At 56.3% G+C, this 15,346-nt stretch carries 18 protein-coding genes; 12 read left to right on the top strand and 6 right to left on the bottom strand.

Annotation, left to right across the window (positions count from 1 at the left end):
- The first annotated feature begins 7 nt into the window (after nucleotides 1-7).
- The gene (locus tag ACX9GU_RS18530; RefSeq protein WP_473192500.1) at nucleotides 8-430 is read left to right on the top strand and encodes an NUDIX hydrolase; all 423 of its coding nucleotides are present in this window, start codon (nucleotides 8-10) and stop codon (nucleotides 428-430) included.
- Here ACX9GU_RS18530 and ACX9GU_RS18525 read toward each other — a convergent pair.
- Complete coding sequence (locus tag ACX9GU_RS18525; protein WP_473192499.1) at nucleotides 401-913, bottom strand: 2-thiouracil desulfurase family protein; 513 nt, start codon at nucleotides 911-913, stop codon at nucleotides 401-403. The two genes, ACX9GU_RS18530 and ACX9GU_RS18525, sit on opposite strands and share 30 nt — an antisense overlap.
- A 256-nt stretch (nucleotides 914-1,169) precedes the next feature.
- On the opposite strand from ACX9GU_RS18525, the gene ACX9GU_RS18520 reads away from it, so the two are divergent.
- The 7 genes from ACX9GU_RS18520 to ACX9GU_RS18490 all read left to right on the top strand — a co-directional run bounded on the left by ACX9GU_RS18520 (nucleotide 1,170) and on the right by ACX9GU_RS18490 (nucleotide 8,649).
- Nucleotides 1,170-2,300: a Gfo/Idh/MocA family protein gene (locus tag ACX9GU_RS18520; protein ID WP_473192498.1), complete on the top strand. Its 1,131-nt coding sequence runs from the start codon at nucleotides 1,170-1,172 to the stop codon at nucleotides 2,298-2,300.
- A gap of 162 nt (nucleotides 2,301-2,462) precedes the next feature.
- Nucleotides 2,463-3,494 (top strand): fatty acid desaturase, encoded by a 1,032-nt coding sequence (locus ACX9GU_RS18515; RefSeq protein ID WP_473192497.1) that lies wholly within the window; start codon nucleotides 2,463-2,465, stop codon nucleotides 3,492-3,494.
- Between the two features lie 29 nt (nucleotides 3,495-3,523).
- Nucleotides 3,524-4,453 carry a glycine betaine ABC transporter substrate-binding protein OsmF gene (gene osmF, locus ACX9GU_RS18510; RefSeq protein WP_473192496.1) on the top strand — a complete coding sequence of 310 codons (930 nt, stop codon included), beginning with the start codon at nucleotides 3,524-3,526 and terminating at the stop codon, nucleotides 4,451-4,453.
- 554 nt (nucleotides 4,454-5,007) lie between these two features.
- A complete protein-coding gene (locus tag ACX9GU_RS18505; protein WP_473195214.1) occupies nucleotides 5,008-6,162 on the top strand; it encodes an ABC transporter permease in 1,155 nt (384 codons plus the stop codon).
- Nucleotides 6,159-7,094 (top strand): ABC transporter ATP-binding protein, encoded by a 936-nt coding sequence (locus ACX9GU_RS18500; RefSeq protein ID WP_473192495.1) that lies wholly within the window; start codon nucleotides 6,159-6,161, stop codon nucleotides 7,092-7,094. Before ACX9GU_RS18505 ends, ACX9GU_RS18500 begins: the two co-directional genes overlap by 4 nt.
- Nucleotides 7,091-7,861: an ABC transporter permease gene (locus tag ACX9GU_RS18495; protein ID WP_473192494.1), complete on the top strand. Its 771-nt coding sequence runs from the start codon at nucleotides 7,091-7,093 to the stop codon at nucleotides 7,859-7,861. The genes ACX9GU_RS18500 and ACX9GU_RS18495 overlap by 4 nt, the downstream gene beginning before the upstream one ends.
- A 5-nt stretch (nucleotides 7,862-7,866) precedes the next feature.
- Nucleotides 7,867-8,649: a phosphate/phosphite/phosphonate ABC transporter substrate-binding protein gene (locus tag ACX9GU_RS18490; RefSeq protein ID WP_473192493.1), complete on the top strand. Its 783-nt coding sequence runs from the start codon at nucleotides 7,867-7,869 to the stop codon at nucleotides 8,647-8,649.
- A gap of 6 nt (nucleotides 8,650-8,655) precedes the next feature.
- Here ACX9GU_RS18490 and ACX9GU_RS18485 read toward each other — a convergent pair whose 3' ends face one another.
- The 3 genes from ACX9GU_RS18485 to ACX9GU_RS18475 all read right to left on the bottom strand — a co-directional run bounded on the left by ACX9GU_RS18485 (nucleotide 8,656) and on the right by ACX9GU_RS18475 (nucleotide 10,724).
- Nucleotides 8,656-8,832: a hypothetical protein gene (locus ACX9GU_RS18485; RefSeq protein WP_164721870.1), complete on the bottom strand. Its 177-nt coding sequence runs from the start codon at nucleotides 8,830-8,832 to the stop codon at nucleotides 8,656-8,658.
- Nucleotides 8,833-9,018: 186 nt separating this feature from the next.
- On the bottom strand, nucleotides 9,019-9,930 hold the full coding sequence (gene yedA, locus ACX9GU_RS18480) for a drug/metabolite exporter YedA (protein WP_473192492.1): 912 nt from the start codon (nucleotides 9,928-9,930) through the stop codon (nucleotides 9,019-9,021).
- 140 nt (nucleotides 9,931-10,070) lie between these two features.
- Nucleotides 10,071-10,724 (bottom strand): helix-turn-helix transcriptional regulator, encoded by a 654-nt coding sequence (locus tag ACX9GU_RS18475; protein WP_473192491.1) that lies wholly within the window; start codon nucleotides 10,722-10,724, stop codon nucleotides 10,071-10,073.
- 103 nt (nucleotides 10,725-10,827) lie between these two features.
- Here ACX9GU_RS18475 and ACX9GU_RS18470 point away from each other — a divergent pair, with 103 nt between their 5' ends.
- A complete protein-coding gene (locus ACX9GU_RS18470; RefSeq protein WP_473192490.1) occupies nucleotides 10,828-12,273 on the top strand; it encodes an MFS transporter in 1,446 nt (481 codons plus the stop codon).
- Nucleotides 12,274-12,301: 28 nt separating this feature from the next.
- Here the strand turns inward: ACX9GU_RS18470 and ACX9GU_RS18465 are convergent, their stop codons facing one another.
- Nucleotides 12,302-12,520: a hypothetical protein gene (locus ACX9GU_RS18465; protein WP_473192489.1), complete on the bottom strand. Its 219-nt coding sequence runs from the start codon at nucleotides 12,518-12,520 to the stop codon at nucleotides 12,302-12,304.
- A gap of 6 nt (nucleotides 12,521-12,526) precedes the next feature.
- Nucleotides 12,527-12,895, bottom strand: coding sequence for a hypothetical protein (locus tag ACX9GU_RS18460; RefSeq protein WP_473192488.1), 369 nt, complete (start codon nucleotides 12,893-12,895; stop codon nucleotides 12,527-12,529).
- 511 nt (nucleotides 12,896-13,406) lie between these two features.
- On the opposite strand from ACX9GU_RS18460, the gene ACX9GU_RS18455 reads away from it, so the two are divergent.
- The 3 genes from ACX9GU_RS18455 to ACX9GU_RS18445 all read left to right on the top strand — a co-directional run bounded on the left by ACX9GU_RS18455 (nucleotide 13,407) and on the right by ACX9GU_RS18445 (nucleotide 15,338).
- On the top strand, nucleotides 13,407-14,252 hold the full coding sequence (locus tag ACX9GU_RS18455; RefSeq protein ID WP_473192487.1) for an AraC family transcriptional regulator: 846 nt from the start codon (nucleotides 13,407-13,409) through the stop codon (nucleotides 14,250-14,252).
- A 70-nt stretch (nucleotides 14,253-14,322) separates the two neighbouring features.
- Nucleotides 14,323-15,030 carry an AzlC family ABC transporter permease gene (locus tag ACX9GU_RS18450; RefSeq protein WP_074028029.1) on the top strand — a complete coding sequence of 236 codons (708 nt, stop codon included), beginning with the start codon at nucleotides 14,323-14,325 and terminating at the stop codon, nucleotides 15,028-15,030.
- Complete coding sequence (locus tag ACX9GU_RS18445) at nucleotides 15,027-15,338, top strand: AzlD domain-containing protein (RefSeq protein ID WP_021805142.1); 312 nt, start codon at nucleotides 15,027-15,029, stop codon at nucleotides 15,336-15,338. Before ACX9GU_RS18450 ends, ACX9GU_RS18445 begins: the two co-directional genes overlap by 4 nt.
- Nucleotides 15,339-15,346 lie beyond the last annotated feature (8 nt).

Here is a 15,346-nt window from a genome sequence, read left to right as displayed (position 1 = left end):
GGGGCAGATGATTGAGCAAGACTTTGGCGGGGCGAAAATCGCCTTGCTGTACGGTGGCCAGGTGCTGGTTTACCAGCGTGATGACAACCCGGCGATCCCCTGGCCCGGCTGCTGGGACTTGCCCGGCGGCGGACGTGAGGGGGATGAAACCCCGGTGCAATGTGTGCAACGGGAAACCGAGGAGGAGTTCGGTATTCTATTGCCCGCACGGCAAATTGTCTGGCAGCAGCGTTACGCCGGGAGCAAGCCTGGCTCGCCGCCCACCTGGTTTATGGTGGGGGAAATCACCCTCGCACAGATTGCGGCGATACGCTTTGGTAATGAAGGGCAGCGCTGGCAAATGATGCCTGCGGATGAATTTGTGCGGCACCCGCAGGGCATTGCCCATCTGCGTCAGCGGCTAGCGGATCGCCTGGCCCAGCTCGACTAGCCGGACACGCTCGATCAACGTGTCGACCTGGTGCTCGGAAAATACTTCGATGCCATGTTGGCGTAGCAGCTCAGCGGTGACGCCGCTGCCGGGCTGGGTTTGACCGTTGAATGCGCCGTTGTAAATGGTCTGGCTCCCGCAGGAAGGGCTGCGATCGCTCAATAGGGCAAAACGACAGCCATGCAGGCGAGCGGTATCCAGCGCCAGATGGGCACCCAACAGATACAGGTCGGTGACGTCGTTCCCTTGTGCGTCGATCACTCTGGCCCGGTTGGCTATCACTTCAGCGCCATTAGCTGCGGCCGCAATCTCTGCTGGTGGGCGCGGCGTAGAGAAACCTGCGGCCAATTCGGGGCAGCACACCACTAATCGTCCCTCCTTTTGCCACTGCTGTAAGGTGGTATCGATAACGGTTTTGCTGGAGGCGTTATAACGTACGTTGAAACCGGCCAGGCAGGCACTGAGCAAGATTTTCGGCGGCATGAGGAGTCTTCTGTTGAGGGGGCGAAAGTGTGGCATCAAGGCCACACGCTCGGCTTTATGATAGCAGCTGGGTTTAGCTTAATGCCAGCCGTACCTTCCCACTATTTTGCTTACCTTGTGTTCTTTATCCACCGCGTTTTATGAGGGCAGTCACGGATCCGTGGCAAAGTTGATTATCGGCTTGTTAATGAAATTTAAATTTCATATAAATACATAATGATTTTTATTTTCCAAAAAATAAGTAAGGGAGAAAACGATGAAACAGGTGCGCGTTGGATTGATCGGTACCGGCTATATTGGCCGCTGTCATGCTATCGCCTATGCACAGGCTGGCACGGTGTTCCCGCTGAAAGGGGGGTTGGTGTTGGAGATGTTGGCGGAGGTCACACCCGAGCTGGCAGCCCAGCGTGCGGCGGAGTTTGGCTTCGTTCGTTCAACCGGTGACTGGCGCGAACTGGTGGCCGACCCCGCCATAGACGTGGTGGATATCTGTGCCCCGAACTTCCTGCATAAAGAGATGGCCCTGGCGGCCATTGCACAGGGCAAGCATGTTTATTCCGAGAAGCCGCTGGCGCTGAATGCGCAAGACGCCGCCGAGATGGTGCAGGCCGCGCGGGCCAAAGGGGTCAAAACCCTGGTTGGGTTCAACTATATGAAAAACCCAACCAGCCAGTTGGCACGGGAAATCATCGCCAACGGTGAAATTGGTGAGGTGGTGCATTTTTACGGTACGCATAATGAAGATTATCTGGCCGACCCGCGTACGCCGATCGACTGGCACTGCCGCAAAGCCACCGCTGGATTGGGGGCGTTGGGCGATCTGGCGGCGCACATCGTGAACATGGCGCATTATCTGGTGGGCGATATCGTCGCGGTATCGGGCGATATGCAAACCCTGATCAAACAGCGGCCCGATCCGGACAACGCGGCCAAGATGTGCCAAGTCGAAAACGAAGATCAGGCTAGCGCGCTGGTGCGCTTTGCCAATGGCGCAATGGGCACCATAGAAACCTCACGTATTGCCTGCGGGCGCAAAATGGGCCTGACCTATGTGGTGACCGGCACCAAGGGCACCCTGAGTTTCACTCAGGAACGCATGGCCGAACTGAAACTGTATCGTCATGACGAACCGGCCGAGCGGCAGGGCTTCAAAACCATCATGGTAGGGCCGAAACACCCGGATTACGCCGCATTCTGCATCAGCGCCGGGCATGGTATCGGCTTTAACGATCAGAAAACGGTGGAGATCCGCGATCTGATCAATGGCATTGCCGCGGGTGATCGGATGTGGCCAGATTTTGAGGAAGGCTGGAAGGTATCCTGCGTGCTGGATGCGATTGCCGCCTCTGCCGAGCAGCGCCGCTGGCTGGATATCAATCGGGATTGACTCTGTTAGCGGGGGAAACCTCAACCGATGTGCTATCTCGTGGGGCGCCGTCATGTGCGCCCATTTAGTTGCTGATTTTTAACTTTGCTTTACCACTTTTGTTATTTTGAGCGCCGATCCGCTTCGCTGATACTGAGAAAAATAGCCTTAGCGAGCCGGAAAATGCCTTCAGACAAACCCCATAGTCACTATCTGCACGGCGAACAACGTGCCTGGATCCAACAGCTTAACCAGCAATGGGTCTGGAGGCTGGAGCTACCGACCTGGGGCATTATGCTGCTGGTTTACGGTAGTTGGTTCGGCGTGGTGCATTTCTGGCAGCAGCTCGGCCCCTGGCTGGGCGCACCGTTGCTGACGTTGGCGACTACCTGGTATCTCTCGTTGCAGCATGAGCTGATCCATGGCCATCCCACTCGCTGGCCACGGCTCAACCAACTGTTCGGCCTGCTTCCCCTGGCGGTGTGGTATCCCTACGGGCTGTACCGCGACAGCCATATTCAGCATCATCGTGACGATCATCTGACTCAACCTGCCGAAGATCCGGAAAGTTACTATTTTAGCCGGGCGCAGTGGCAACGGTTTCCTGTTTTGCTGCCTCTGTTGGCCAAGGTGCGTAACACCCTGATTGGGCGGGTCACGCTTGGCCCTGCATGGGATATTGCCTTTACGCTGGCGAATGCCCTGAAAGCGATACTGGCCGGAGATCTTCGGACCTTGACGATGTGGCTGGTACACGGCGCACTGTTGGTGGCTCTGCTTGCCTGGCTGCAAACACAGGGCATTTCTGCCGCCTTTTATCTGCTGGCGGTAAGCTATCCGGCGCTGGGGCTGACCAAGATCCGCTCGTTTTATGAGCATCGTGCGGTGGACGCTCCGCAGGCACGTTCTATTATTAATGAGGCCTCTTGGCCGTGGCGGCTGCTGTTTCTCAATCTGAACTATCATTTAGTGCATCATGATTTACCCGGTTTGCCTTGGTATGGGCTGCGAAAAGTCTATCTGGCAGAGCAGCAGGCCTACCGGCAACGCAGCCAGGGGTTTGTGGTGCAGGGCTATGGCAACTGGTTTGTCGATCATGCCGTGACACCGATTGCCGTTGAAGTACACCCGTTTGAACAGGAGAGAGTCGAGAAGCAGCATGTGATAGGCTGGACCCATACCGCGCAGGATTTTCCAATCGATCTGGCGAAATAGCCGGAAAGCATCATCAAAGAGGATAAAGCATGGCTATTACCCCATTACGCGCACGTTTTTTGGCATTGGCTTTGACCGTTCTGGCGGGAGCCTGCGGTGTTGCACAGGCGGCCGATACGGTACGCGTGGGTTCTAAAATTGATACCGAAGGCTCGTTGCTTGGCAATATCATTGTGCAGGTGCTGGAAGCCAACGGCATCAAAACGACCAACAAACTGCAATTGGGCACCACCAAGGTATTACGTGGTGCCATCACTTCCGGCGAGATTGATATCTACCCGGAATACACCGGTAACGGTGCCTTCTTCTTCTCCGATGAAAAAGATCCGGCGTGGAAAAACGCTCAGGCCGGATTCGAGAAGGTGAAAAAGCTCGACTATGACCAGAACAAGATCGTCTGGCTGGATGCCGCCCCGGCTAACAACACCTGGACGATCGCCGTTCGCCAGGACGTGGCGCAGGCCAATCATCTGAAAACCCTGGCAGACCTGGCCAAGTGGATCAACGACGGTGGTAAGTTCAAACTGGCGGCATCGGCAGAGTTTATCGAACGCCCGGACGCGCTACCGGCCTTCCAGAATGCTTATGGCTTCAAGCTTAATCAGGATCAGTTGCTGTCACTGGCTGGCGGTGACACGGCGGTGACCATCAAGGCGGCGGCGGAACAAACCTCTGGGGTGAATGCGGCGATGGCGTATGGGACCGATGGCCCGGTGGCCGCGCTGGGTCTGCAAACGTTGGAAGACCCCCAGGGCGTACAGCCAATTTATGCCCCGGCTCCGATTGTTCGTGAGGCAACGCTGCAACAGCACGCCAATATCGCCGAACTGCTCAAACCGGTATTCGCTACGCTCGACGGCCCAACCTTACAGCAGTTGAACGCGCAGATTGCCGTAGAAGGCCAGGATGCCAAACAGGTGGCGGCCAATTACCTGAAACAGAAAGGGTTGATTAAGTAACCTAGATTCGACGACTGAATCTGATATTGCCCCTCACCCCAACCCTCTCCCACAGGGAGAGGGAGCTGATACGGAGCATCGATTGAGGGTGGGATTCAATCTGTGGCATGGTTAATCCTCTCTTCATTTGGGAGCTGATGTTGAGCAGGATTCAATCTTTAAAACGTTTAATCCCCTCCCCGCAGGAGATGGAACGGATGCGGCGTTGGGGTTAGGTGCTGGAGCCCATTTGTGGCACGTTCAGCCCCCTCTCCCACAGGGAGAGGGGGCTGATAAGGAGCATCGATTGAGGGCGGGATTCAATCTGTGGCATGGTTAATCCTCTCTTCATTTGGGAGCTGATGTTGGGCAGGATTCAATCTTTAAAACGTTTAATCCCCTCCCCGCAGGAGATGGAACGCATGCGGCGTTGGGGTTAGGTGCTGGAGCCCATTTGTGGCACGTTCAGTCCCCTCTCCCTGTGGGAGAGGGTTAGGGTGAGGGGACGCCAGATTACGCGTAGCTATGCATTCTGCGCTTAACTGGCTGATAAGACCCTGGGAGTGATTTTGATTATTTTTTTGAAAAACCGCGTATTACTGACTCTGTTTGTTTTGCTGCTGCTTGCGGCCTTTGGCCTGCCGTTCCTCAGTTATGCCCCTAATCGCCTGCTGTCTGGCAAGAGTATCTCTCTGATTTCACTGTTGCATGGCCCAGCGCTGTGGCTGCTGCTGCCATTACTGGCGTTGGCCGTGCTCAGCCTGTTGACCCCCACGCGCAATCGGGCGCGGCTGACCGCCTGCGTTGCCGCTGTGCTATTGGCGATGATCTTTTGGTTGAGCGGCTTTACCGCGCAGCAACTGGCATTGCAGGGCTCGCCGTTGGCACGCACTTCCTGGAGCAGCGGCTGTGCGCTAATGGCAGCATTGAGCGGCTTGATCGCCGCGGATGCCATGACGCGGATCACTCCCTCGCACCTGTGGCGCATTCTGGGTAACGTCTTGGTGCTGCTACCTGCCGCGCTGCTGCTGTTTACCCATCAGTTGGACCAGCTTTCCCTGCTGAAGGAGTACCACAACCGGCAAGAGGTATTTGACGCTGCATTACTACAGCATTTGACCATTTTGCTGGCTACCTTGGTACCGGCTCTGCTGATTGGCGTGCCGCTGGGCGTACTGTGTTTTCGTTCAACCCGCTGGCAGGGCCCGATCTTCTCTACGCTGAATATCATCCAAACCATACCTTCCATTGCGCTGTTTGGCCTGTTAATCGCCCCGTTGGCCGGGCTGGCGGCGGCGCTACCTTGGCTGGCTAACTTGGGCATCAGCGGTATCGGCATGGCCCCGGCGATTGTGGCATTGGTGCTCTATGCCCTGTTGCCGCTGGTGCGCAGCGTGGTCGCTGGTTTGCAAAGCGTGCCCGCCAGCGTGATTGAGTCCGCCAGCGGCATGGGAATGACGCGCGGGCAGATTTTCTTTGGCGTACAGCTGCCACTGGCAATGCCACTGTTCCTGACCGGCGTGCGGATCCTGGCGGTACAAACCGTGGGAATGGCGGTGGTAGCAGCGCTGATTGGTGCCGGGGGTTTTGGCGCGATCGTGTTTCAAGGATTACTCAGCAGCGCGCTGGATCTGGTGCTGCTCGGGGTGATCCCGGTGATCGCCATGGCGGTGATCGTCGATTCGCTGTTTAAATTCATAATTTCAATGTTGGAAGTGACTGCCAGATGATTAACTTTGACCGGGTAAGCAAGATTTTTCAGGGGAAACCGGCGGTGGACGATCTCTCGTTGAGCATGGCGGAAGGGGAGTTTACCGTGCTGATCGGCACTTCCGGCTCTGGCAAATCCACCACTTTGAAGATGATCAACCGCCTGATCGAACATGATCAAGGCAAGATCAGGTTTGCCGGCGAGGAGATCCATAAGTTCAAGCCGCAGGATTTGCGCCGCCGAATGGGCTATGCCATCCAGTCGATCGGCCTGTTCCCCCATTGGACGGTAGAAGAGAATATCGCCACGGTGCCGCAGTTACTGAAGTGGCCACGGACACGGATCCGCGACCGGGTGACTGAGCTGATGGAGCTGCTGCAACTGGAGCCGGAACAGTTCCGCCGCCGCTATCCACATCAGCTTTCAGGTGGACAGCAACAGCGGGTTGGGGTGGCACGGGCGCTGGCCGCCGATCCTGAGGTGTTGCTGATGGACGAACCCTTTGGTGCGCTAGATCCGGTGACCCGGGCCTCGTTGCAGGCTGAGATAGCCCGCATTCATCAACTTTCTGGCCGCACCATCGTACTGGTGACGCACGATATCGATGAGGCGCTAGGGTTGGCCGATCGGATCGTGCTGCTCGATCAGGGGCGAGTGGTGCAGCAGGGCACTCCGTTGGAGTTGCTGACCAACCCGGTGAATGATTTTGTGCGTGACTTCTTTGGCCGCAGCGATAGGGGGATCAAGCTGTTGGCGTTGGGCACGGTAGCCGAAAGGGTGCGGGCGGGCGAGGCGGAAGGGGAACCCATCCAGGCCATGATGAGCCTGCGTGAGGCGCTGTCGGTGTTTGTTGCCCGAGGCAGCGAACGTTTGCCGGTGGTTGACGAACAGGGGCAAGCGCTTGGCGTGTTGCATTTCAGCGATTTGATTACACACAAGGCGCTATCATGAACATCAGGCGCTGGTGGCGCGATCCGCTGCCGTGGACTTTTGCACTGCTGGTGGCGTTGGTCTTCGGCATGAACCATCTGCACGGCCTGTTTGCCGCTTGGTTTCCGCAGTTGGAGCGGCCAGTGTATCAGCAGGACAGCTTCTTCTCGCTGGTTGTTGCGCACTTATCGCTGGTAGCCGTATCGAGCCTGATTGCGGTAATGATTGGCGTAACCGCTGGCATTGCGGTGACGCGTGGTGCCGGGAGGGAGTTTCGCTCATTGGTGGAAACCGTGGTTGCCGTTGGGCAGACTTTTCCACCGGTTGCGGTATTGGCGGTGGCGGTACCGGTAATGGGCTTTAGTGAACAGCCAGCGATTATTGCGCTGGTGCTGTATGGTTTATTGCCGATCCTGCAAGGCACCTTGACCGGGATAGAGTCGGTTCCGGCGGGCACGCGTGAAGTGGCTCAAGGGGTGGGGATGAGCCGCTGGCAAATTTTGTGGCGCGTTGAGCTGCCGTTGGCGGCCCCGGTGATCGTCGCGGGGATCCGTACTTCGGTGATTATCAATATCGGCACGGCGGCGATCGCCTCGACGGTGGGCACCAAAACGCTGGGAACGCCGATCATTATTGGCCTGAGTGGCTTCAATACGGCGTATGTGATCCAGGGAGCGGTGGTAGTGGCGTTGTTGGCGATCATTACCGACATGCTGTTCGAACGCTGGGTATGTTACCTCACCGCCTGGCGCCAGCAACGGCTGACTGTCTCATCTTCTGCGGGGTAACTTCCATGGCGATAGTCTCTTTACCGATGTACGGCGTTAGCCACCAACAGGTGGAACCTTTCTGGCAGGCGTTACGCGATAAGCTGCTGCAACTGGGTATGGCGGAGGTTCCCCAGACGCTGAGTTGGCCGCAGGATTTGCCGCAACACTGGCAACGGCCGGATCTGCTACTTAGTCAGGCCTGCGGTTATCCATTGGTGACGGTGTTACCACAGGTACAGCTGGTGGGGACTTACCATTACCGCGTGGAGGGGTGCAGCGGAGCGAACTACAGCAGTTGGCTGGTGGTGCGTGAGGATGAACCGGCTGACCGTCTGGAAGATTTCCGCGATCGCGTGGTGGCGTATAACAGCCGGGATTCACAGTCGGGATATAACAGCCTGCGAGCCTTGATTGCACCGTTGGCGCAGGAAGGGCATTTTTTCCGTCAGTCGATCGCCTCTGGCAGCCACTATCGCTCAATGGAGATGATCCTGGAGGGGCAGGCGGATATTGCGGCCATCGACTGTATCAGCTTTGCCCTGTTGAAACGGGCACGGCCACAGGCCGTTGCTGGTCTGAAGATTATTGGCCGTACTGCTGCGGTACCGGGCTTGCCGTTGATCACGGCGGCCGGAACGCCAGACTCACAATTGGCAATCCTGCGCACCGCGGCCAGTGCCATGGTCAACCATACGGCCAGTGAAAGCCTGCTGATCGGCGATTTTAGTCTGGTGCCGCGTGCCGCTTATCAGCCGGTGGCCGAACTTGAAAGGCTGGCGGCCAACGCTGGCGTCACGGCGTTATAAAGCGGGTTATTTCGCTTGGATAGTGGCCGTTGGGGCGCTATCGGTAGCGGCATCGTTGGTGGTAGTGGTCTCTTCTTGTGGCGTGGTGGAACGGGTGTACATATTCAGCCCGGCCAGAAACACGCCGCTCAGAGAGCCGAAGGCGCATAAGGCGATGACGATGAGGAACGCTTTTTTCCGCATAATGATGATTTCGCAGGTTGTCCAGAACAGCGGGAATTATAGCCCCTTCAGCGGGTGAAACAACACTCGTTTAATTGGGGGTATGTGGCTTCAAGGTTTGTTGCGGTGTAGTGCTCAGACGCGGGAGTTGATAGGTAGCACATTTGGTCCCCTCTCCTTTTGGGAGAGGGTTAGGGTGAGGGGCATTTAGTTGACCTGTTGTGCCTTGGCCGGGCGGGCAAACAGGTATTTACCCAGCGTCACCAACACCACCGCCGAGACGATAATCACCAAAGCCAGCCACTCGCGCGGGCCCAGGGATTCGCCAGCAAAACCGACGCCGAGCAGCACCGCCACCACCGGGTTGACGTAGGCATAGCTGGTCGCTACCGCCGGGCGTACGTTTTTCAGCAGGAACATATAGGCGCTGATCGCCAGCATTGAACCGAAAACAATCAGATAACCGAGCGCCATAAAGCCGCTGAAGGTGGGCATTGTATCCAAATGCTCACCGCTCAGTTGGCTGGCGATGGTCAGCACCACGCCGGCCACCAGCATTTCTGCGGCACCTGCCATTGGCCCGGCAGGGAGCGAAATGCGTGAGCCGAGTACCGAACCAAAGGCCCAACTGGCGGAAGCCAACAGGATTAACAGCGCGCCGGTCGGGTTACCCACCAGGTTATTGCCGGTGTTGAGCAACACAATGCCCACCAGTCCAAGGGCGATGCCGGTCCATTCCAGCTTGGTATTGCGGATACCCCAAAACATGCTGAAGCAGAGGGTGAACAGCGGAACCGTAGCGACCATCACCGCGGCAATGCCGGAAGGCACATCCTGATGCTCGGCTACCGTGACCAGGCCGTTACCCACGGCCAGCAACAGAATGCCAATGGTGCCAGCGGCGACCCACTGTTTCAGAGTGGGCAGGGCATGGCCCCGCAGCAACAGGAAAACGAACAGGATGATACCGGCAATCAGAAAGCGAATGCCCGCCATCATCAAGGGGGGCCAGCTTGCCACCCCCACTCGGATAGCGAAGTAGGTCGATCCCCAGACAATATATAACGTAAACAGCGCCCCGATTAACGGCAGGAGATGACGATTTTGTTGGCTCAGCATGGGTTTTTATTCGGTAGGGTGAAAAATCGTTAGGACACTCAGTAAACCTTAAGGCATGGCCGAGAAGCAATGCTTTTCTACCCGTTTATTGGTGTCGTGTTACCGGGGCAGGCTGCCAGTCCCTGGCCTAAATCAAGGGATTACGACTCGGAGATCTGGTAGGCGCAGCGGCGGGCACCGGTAAGAATATGTTCGCTGCGCTCCACCTTGGCTTGCAGCACCTCGGTAAATACGTTCAGCTCGGCGCGGCAAAATCCTTGGCAAACCGCTGCGGCGCTACAAATGGGGCAATGATTTTCCACCAGCAGAAACTCGCCGTCTTTCTCTTCGCGCCACTCGGCCATATAGCCTTCACGGCAACGGATGGCCGCCAGTCGAGCAACACGTTCACGTAAATCGGCTGCACCGACCATCGCCTGTTTATAATTAATTCGGGTCTCCTGCTCTCGGCTGTCGATCAGCAGGTCCATCGCCTGTTCACCCAGTTTGTCACGCACCGTGCGCAACAGTTGGGCGGTTAATTCGGCATGGGCGTCGGGAAAGTGGGCGTTACCTGCGGCGGTCAACTGCCAGAGCTGTACCGGGCGGCCAACGCCGCGGGTTTCGGCCTTGGCTTCCACCAGACCCTCTTTTGCCAGCTTGACGAATTGCTGACGAGCGGCTTCACCAGTGGTGCCGAGGACCTTTCCCGCTTCTGAGGCTTGCTGCGGACCGTGGGTTTTCAACAGCTTCAGCAAGCGGTCACTGACCGAATGTGCGGTGCATTCGCCATTTTCCAAGTTAATTCTTGACATATTACAGCGCCTCGCCCTTAATTATTCCAAGATATTGCTTGTTAAATTTAGCCTAATAGCAAGATCAACTCAATGCCATTCCTCTGAAAACAGGACGATAACCGTGATAACCGATGAGAACAGCCGTTGGAGCGATCTCTTTTCCGGCAAAAATGCCGCCAGTGCTATCGCATTGTCGCTCGGCGTCGCTTTGCATGCGATCAATATTCTGGTGGCGACCACCATTTTACCTTCGGTGGTGCAGGACATCGGTGGGTTGGATCTTTATGCCTGGAACACCACCCTGTTTGTGGTGGCCTCGATATTGGGCTCGGCGCTATCGGCACGTTTGCTGAGTGGCTACGGGGCGCGTAGTGCTTATCTGGTGGCGTCGCTGTTCTTCATCGTGGGCGCGATGCTTTGTGCGCTAGCCCCTTCCATGCCGGTGATGTTGATTGGCCGCACGGTACAGGGGTTTGGCGGCGGCCTGATCTTTGCACTGTCCTACGCGATGATTAACCTGGTGTTTGAACAAAAACTCTGGCCACGCGCCATGGCGTTGATCTCCGCAATGTGGGGGATCGCCACGTTGGTGGGGCCAGCCGTCGGCGGGATTTTTGCCGAATTGAACGCCTGGCGCTGGGCGTTCGGTATTCTGTTGCCGATCATGGTGCTGTACGCCGCCTTTACGTTCCGTATCCTGCCCAAAGGTAAACCGCAGCAGCGGCCAACGCCGTTACCGCTGATGCAGTTGCTGCTGCTGGCTGGCGCGGTATTGGTGGTATCGGCTGGCAGCCTGGCAGAGAGCGGTTGGCTAAACGTGGGCGGTATTGTGCTGGCGTTGCTGTTGTTGATTGGGTTAATCCGGCGTGAGGGACATTCCCGCGCTCGCCTGCTGCCACATCAGGCACTGCGTCGTGGTTCAGCGTTGGCTTCGCTGTACGCTACGGTAACTCTGTTGGTGATCGGCATGACCAGCGAGATCTTTGTGCCTTACTTCTTGCAAACCCTGCATGGTCAGTCCCCGCTGATTTCCGGCTATATCGCTGCCACCATGGCAGCGGGTTGGACACTGTCAGAAATCCTTAGCTCCGGTTGGCGCGGCGTGGGGATCCGTTTGGCGATAATCAGCGGGCCGATCCTGGTGCTGCTTGGTTTGCTGGGGTTGGCAGTGCTGATGCCAATTCCTTCTAACGGCCACTGGCAGGCACTGTGGCCGATCGTGCTGGCTTTGACGTTGGTGGGTTTCGGGATCGGTTTTGGTTGGCCGCACCTGCTGACGCGTATTTTGCAGGTGGCTCCTCAGGCCGATAAGGATATCGCCGGGGCCTCGATCACCACGGTGCAGCTGTTCGCCACGGCGTTTGGCGCGGCGCTGGCGGGGATGGTCACCAACCTGGCCGGATTTACCACGCCGGGTGGCATTGAGGGCGCGGCTTGCGCTGCTCATTGGTTGTTCCTGCTGTTTGCCTTGGCCCCGCTGTTGGCGATCTACAGCGCCTGGCGCAGTGCGGCCATTAGCCAGCCTTCCGAGGAGTCTAGCCATTCTCCGAGCACATCGACTTCCTGATAACGAAACGGTGAGCGAGCTAAATTAATCAGCCGCCATCTATAGATGGCGGTTTTTGCAAGATGGCGCAAATAAACTTATGTATCACGATGATCACGGCAATTGAAAAAAATACTGAGACGATAAGTTTGGATATTCTCTCTGGAGCCGAGAAGAAACGATTAGCCTCAATTCCGGCGCCGGACAGAAAAATTGAGGATAAAACCAGCCCGATGACGACAGAGACGATCCAATAGAGTTTATTCATTTTTTCTTACCAGCTGCAACCGCCGCTGCCATTTTTGCCACTGCAGCTGCCAGAGCTTTTATTTCCGCCAGGGCCAGTGCCGACATTACCACCTCCTCGGCCACCATCTTTGAAACAGCCGCCGGTCGCAGCGCCATAAGCCAGGCCAGCAGCCATACCTCCCGGACCACCAACAGCGCCTTTAGCCATGTTTGCCAGCATGCCTTCGATACAATCGGTATTGCCATACTTGTTATAGAAACCACCGGAGCTATTTCCGGCACTATTATTGCCACGGTTGTTGCGCTTTCCTCCGCCGTTATCCGAACGATCGCCACCATTATTACCTCGTCCGCCAGCTACATAGCCTAATAACGACAAGTCAATAACTTCCATAGGAAACTCCTTTTGATTAGGTGTTTCTTGAATGTATTTTTTCTAAATGCAAGTTATTATTAACCCATCCATAATCGTATATCAATGTTTTTTGAGAAAATGATTATGATATTTTTGTTTGTAATGGTTATCGTAAGTTTAAAATGTAATATGTTTTTAAATTCCGTTGATAATCTAACTTTCTATTATGATGATACTAAGGTCGATAATATTATTAGAAGGTTTAACTTAATAGACTAAAATAGATATTTTAATTTTATCATTTAGCCGTTTAATACTCATTTAAGTGTGAAACCGGTGGCAAGCGTGCAGGTTAGACGACCGTTAAGCGCATGGAGGCGCGGTACGAGCCTTCATGGACGGAGCCACTGCGTGTCGGCGTTCTGCATGCTTCCTAGTTGTCGCACCATTAAACCCAGCTATTTAGCTGCAGGGGGATATGGGCAATTTTGTACAAACGGCCGATCTTGCCGAGTGCTAGAATGAGTTTCAATCCGCGTGGAAGGTAAGTATGGCAGAGAGCGTGAGCAGGAAAGGGCGTCAGGAACAGGCTAATTTCATGCACGTCGACGATCTCGGCGGGCTGGAAGTGTTGCAGGCCACCTATCGCCGCCAGACCTTCTCCCGCCACAGTCACGAGGGTTTCTGCGTAGGCGTGATTGACGAGGGAGCCCAGCGTTTTTACCGTACTGGCGGCGAGCACGTCGCGCCGTTGGGCAGTGTGATCCTGGTCAACGCCGATGATATCCATACCGGCAGTTCCGCCAGCGAAGACGGCTGGTCCTATCAGGCCATGTACCCCAAACCAGAGCTGCTGGCATTCTTATCCCGCGACCTGAAAACCGTCGCCGGGGCCACGCCTTATTTCCCAAATCCAGTGGTGCAGGACGCCGGCCTAGCCGGGCAATTGCGGTTAGCCTTCGGCATGATGCGCAGTAATGAAAACCCTCTGGTGAAAGAGACATTGGTGTTTTCGGCGCTGACCTGGTTAATGCTGCGCCACGGCAAAAGCCGCATAGAGCCTGCCACCCAAAGTAAGGCGCAAAGCCAGATAGCGCGGATCAAAGCCTTCCTGGATGATTTCCCCGAGGCCAATATCTCCCTGCTGGAATTGGCAGAGAAAGCCGGGCTGAGTCCTTATTATTTGCTGCGTCAGTTTCAACAGGTGACCGGGTTGCCGCCCCATGCCTATCAGATCCAGGCGCGTTTGCGTAAAGGGCGCCAGCTGTTAAAGGCGGGCAATGGCGTGCTGGAAACGGCACTGGCCTGCGGTTTTCACGATCAGAGCCATTTCCACCGTCATTTCCGCAAGTCCATCGGCGTGACGCCCGGTGACTACGTCAAATCGTTGAGATAAATACGCAAGCGAATACAATACTCGCCCTCTTTCCTGCGCTATTCTACTCCTTCGTTCCAAGGAGAAAAGAATGACTTACCAATCAACACTCACGGAGCCGCCAACGTTGCGCCTGCGCCCGGCCTTGCAAGGGGCGGTGGCGATCCTGCCGCTGTGCCTGGCGGTATTGCCCTGGGGGATCCTGGCGGGGTCAATGGCGATCCAGAGTGGCCTGACGGCGGCTGAGGGGCTGGGGATGTCGGCGATCGTTTTTGCCGGGGCCTCCCAACTGGTGGCGATGGGGATGATCAAGACCGGTGCCGGTATGCTGGCGATCCTGATCTCCACCTTTTTTGTCACCGCCCAGCACTTCCTTTATGGCCTGCGCCTGCGGGAATGTATTGCTCCGCTACCGCTGAGGTGGCGTGTCGCACTGGCATTTTTGCTGACCGATGAGCTGTTTGCCCTGACCGGGGATCATGGCCCGGCGCGTTTTAACCGTTGGTATGCACTGGGGGCCGGGCTGGCGTTTTATCTAAGCTGGTTCTTTGCCACCTTGCTCGGCGTAGTGGCGGCCAGCAGCATCGATCTGGATAGCTACGGGCTTGATTTCTCGATCGCCGCGACCTTTATCGCCATCATTGTGCCGCTGGTGCGCAACCTGCCGGTGCTGGCCTGCGTGTTGACATCCTTGGTGCTGTCGATTGGTTTGCACCATTATCAGGTGCCGGGCGCTTTGATTATTACCACCGTGGTGGCGATGTTGGTTGGGCTGCTGTGCAGCAGGGGGAAAGAATGATCTGGCTGACCATTGTGTTGATGGGCGTGATCGTCTTTTTCAACCGCTACTGTTTCCTGGCACCTGGCTTACCGGTGCGCTTATCGCAACGGATGAGAACTTTGTTGAGCTTCTCGGTACCTGCGGTACTGACCGCCATCTGTGGGCCAATCATCGCCTTCAACGGGGATGAATGGCGCGCACTGCCCGAAAACCCTTATCTGTGGGGCGCCGTGTTCGCCATTGTTCTGGCCGTTTTCCTGCGCAATACGCTGGCGGTCGTGGTGCTGAGTATGCTGATGTTTATTTTGCTACGTACACTGCTGTAATCCGTTCC

The organism is Serratia sp. K1WW1 (assembly GCF_055790865.1).
This window is presented reverse-complemented; position numbering and strand designations above follow the sequence as displayed.

Coding starts and splice junctions, on each gene's coding strand:
- ACX9GU_RS18530 (WP_473192500.1), top strand. CDS start 8: ATGATTGAGCAAGACTTTGGCGGGGCGAAAATCGCCTTGCTGTACGGT.
- ACX9GU_RS18525 (WP_473192499.1), bottom strand. CDS start 913: ATGCCGCCGAAAATCTTGCTCAGTGCCTGCCTGGCCGGTTTCAACGTA.
- ACX9GU_RS18520 (WP_473192498.1), top strand. CDS start 1,170: ATGAAACAGGTGCGCGTTGGATTGATCGGTACCGGCTATATTGGCCGC.
- ACX9GU_RS18515 (WP_473192497.1), top strand. CDS start 2,463: ATGCCTTCAGACAAACCCCATAGTCACTATCTGCACGGCGAACAACGT.
- osmF (WP_473192496.1), top strand. CDS start 3,524: ATGGCTATTACCCCATTACGCGCACGTTTTTTGGCATTGGCTTTGACC.
- ACX9GU_RS18500 (WP_473192495.1), top strand. CDS start 6,159: ATGATTAACTTTGACCGGGTAAGCAAGATTTTTCAGGGGAAACCGGCG.
- ACX9GU_RS18495 (WP_473192494.1), top strand. CDS start 7,091: ATGAACATCAGGCGCTGGTGGCGCGATCCGCTGCCGTGGACTTTTGCA.
- ACX9GU_RS18490 (WP_473192493.1), top strand. CDS start 7,867: ATGGCGATAGTCTCTTTACCGATGTACGGCGTTAGCCACCAACAGGTG.
- ACX9GU_RS18485 (WP_164721870.1), bottom strand. CDS start 8,832: ATGCGGAAAAAAGCGTTCCTCATCGTCATCGCCTTATGCGCCTTCGGC.
- yedA (WP_473192492.1), bottom strand. CDS start 9,930: ATGCTGAGCCAACAAAATCGTCATCTCCTGCCGTTAATCGGGGCGCTG.
- ACX9GU_RS18475 (WP_473192491.1), bottom strand. CDS start 10,724: ATGTCAAGAATTAACTTGGAAAATGGCGAATGCACCGCACATTCGGTC.
- ACX9GU_RS18465 (WP_473192489.1), bottom strand. CDS start 12,520: ATGAATAAACTCTATTGGATCGTCTCTGTCGTCATCGGGCTGGTTTTA.
- ACX9GU_RS18460 (WP_473192488.1), bottom strand. CDS start 12,895: ATGGAAGTTATTGACTTGTCGTTATTAGGCTATGTAGCTGGCGGACGA.
- ACX9GU_RS18455 (WP_473192487.1), top strand. CDS start 13,407: ATGGCAGAGAGCGTGAGCAGGAAAGGGCGTCAGGAACAGGCTAATTTC.
- ACX9GU_RS18450 (WP_074028029.1), top strand. CDS start 14,323: ATGACTTACCAATCAACACTCACGGAGCCGCCAACGTTGCGCCTGCGC.
- ACX9GU_RS18445 (WP_021805142.1), top strand. CDS start 15,027: ATGATCTGGCTGACCATTGTGTTGATGGGCGTGATCGTCTTTTTCAAC.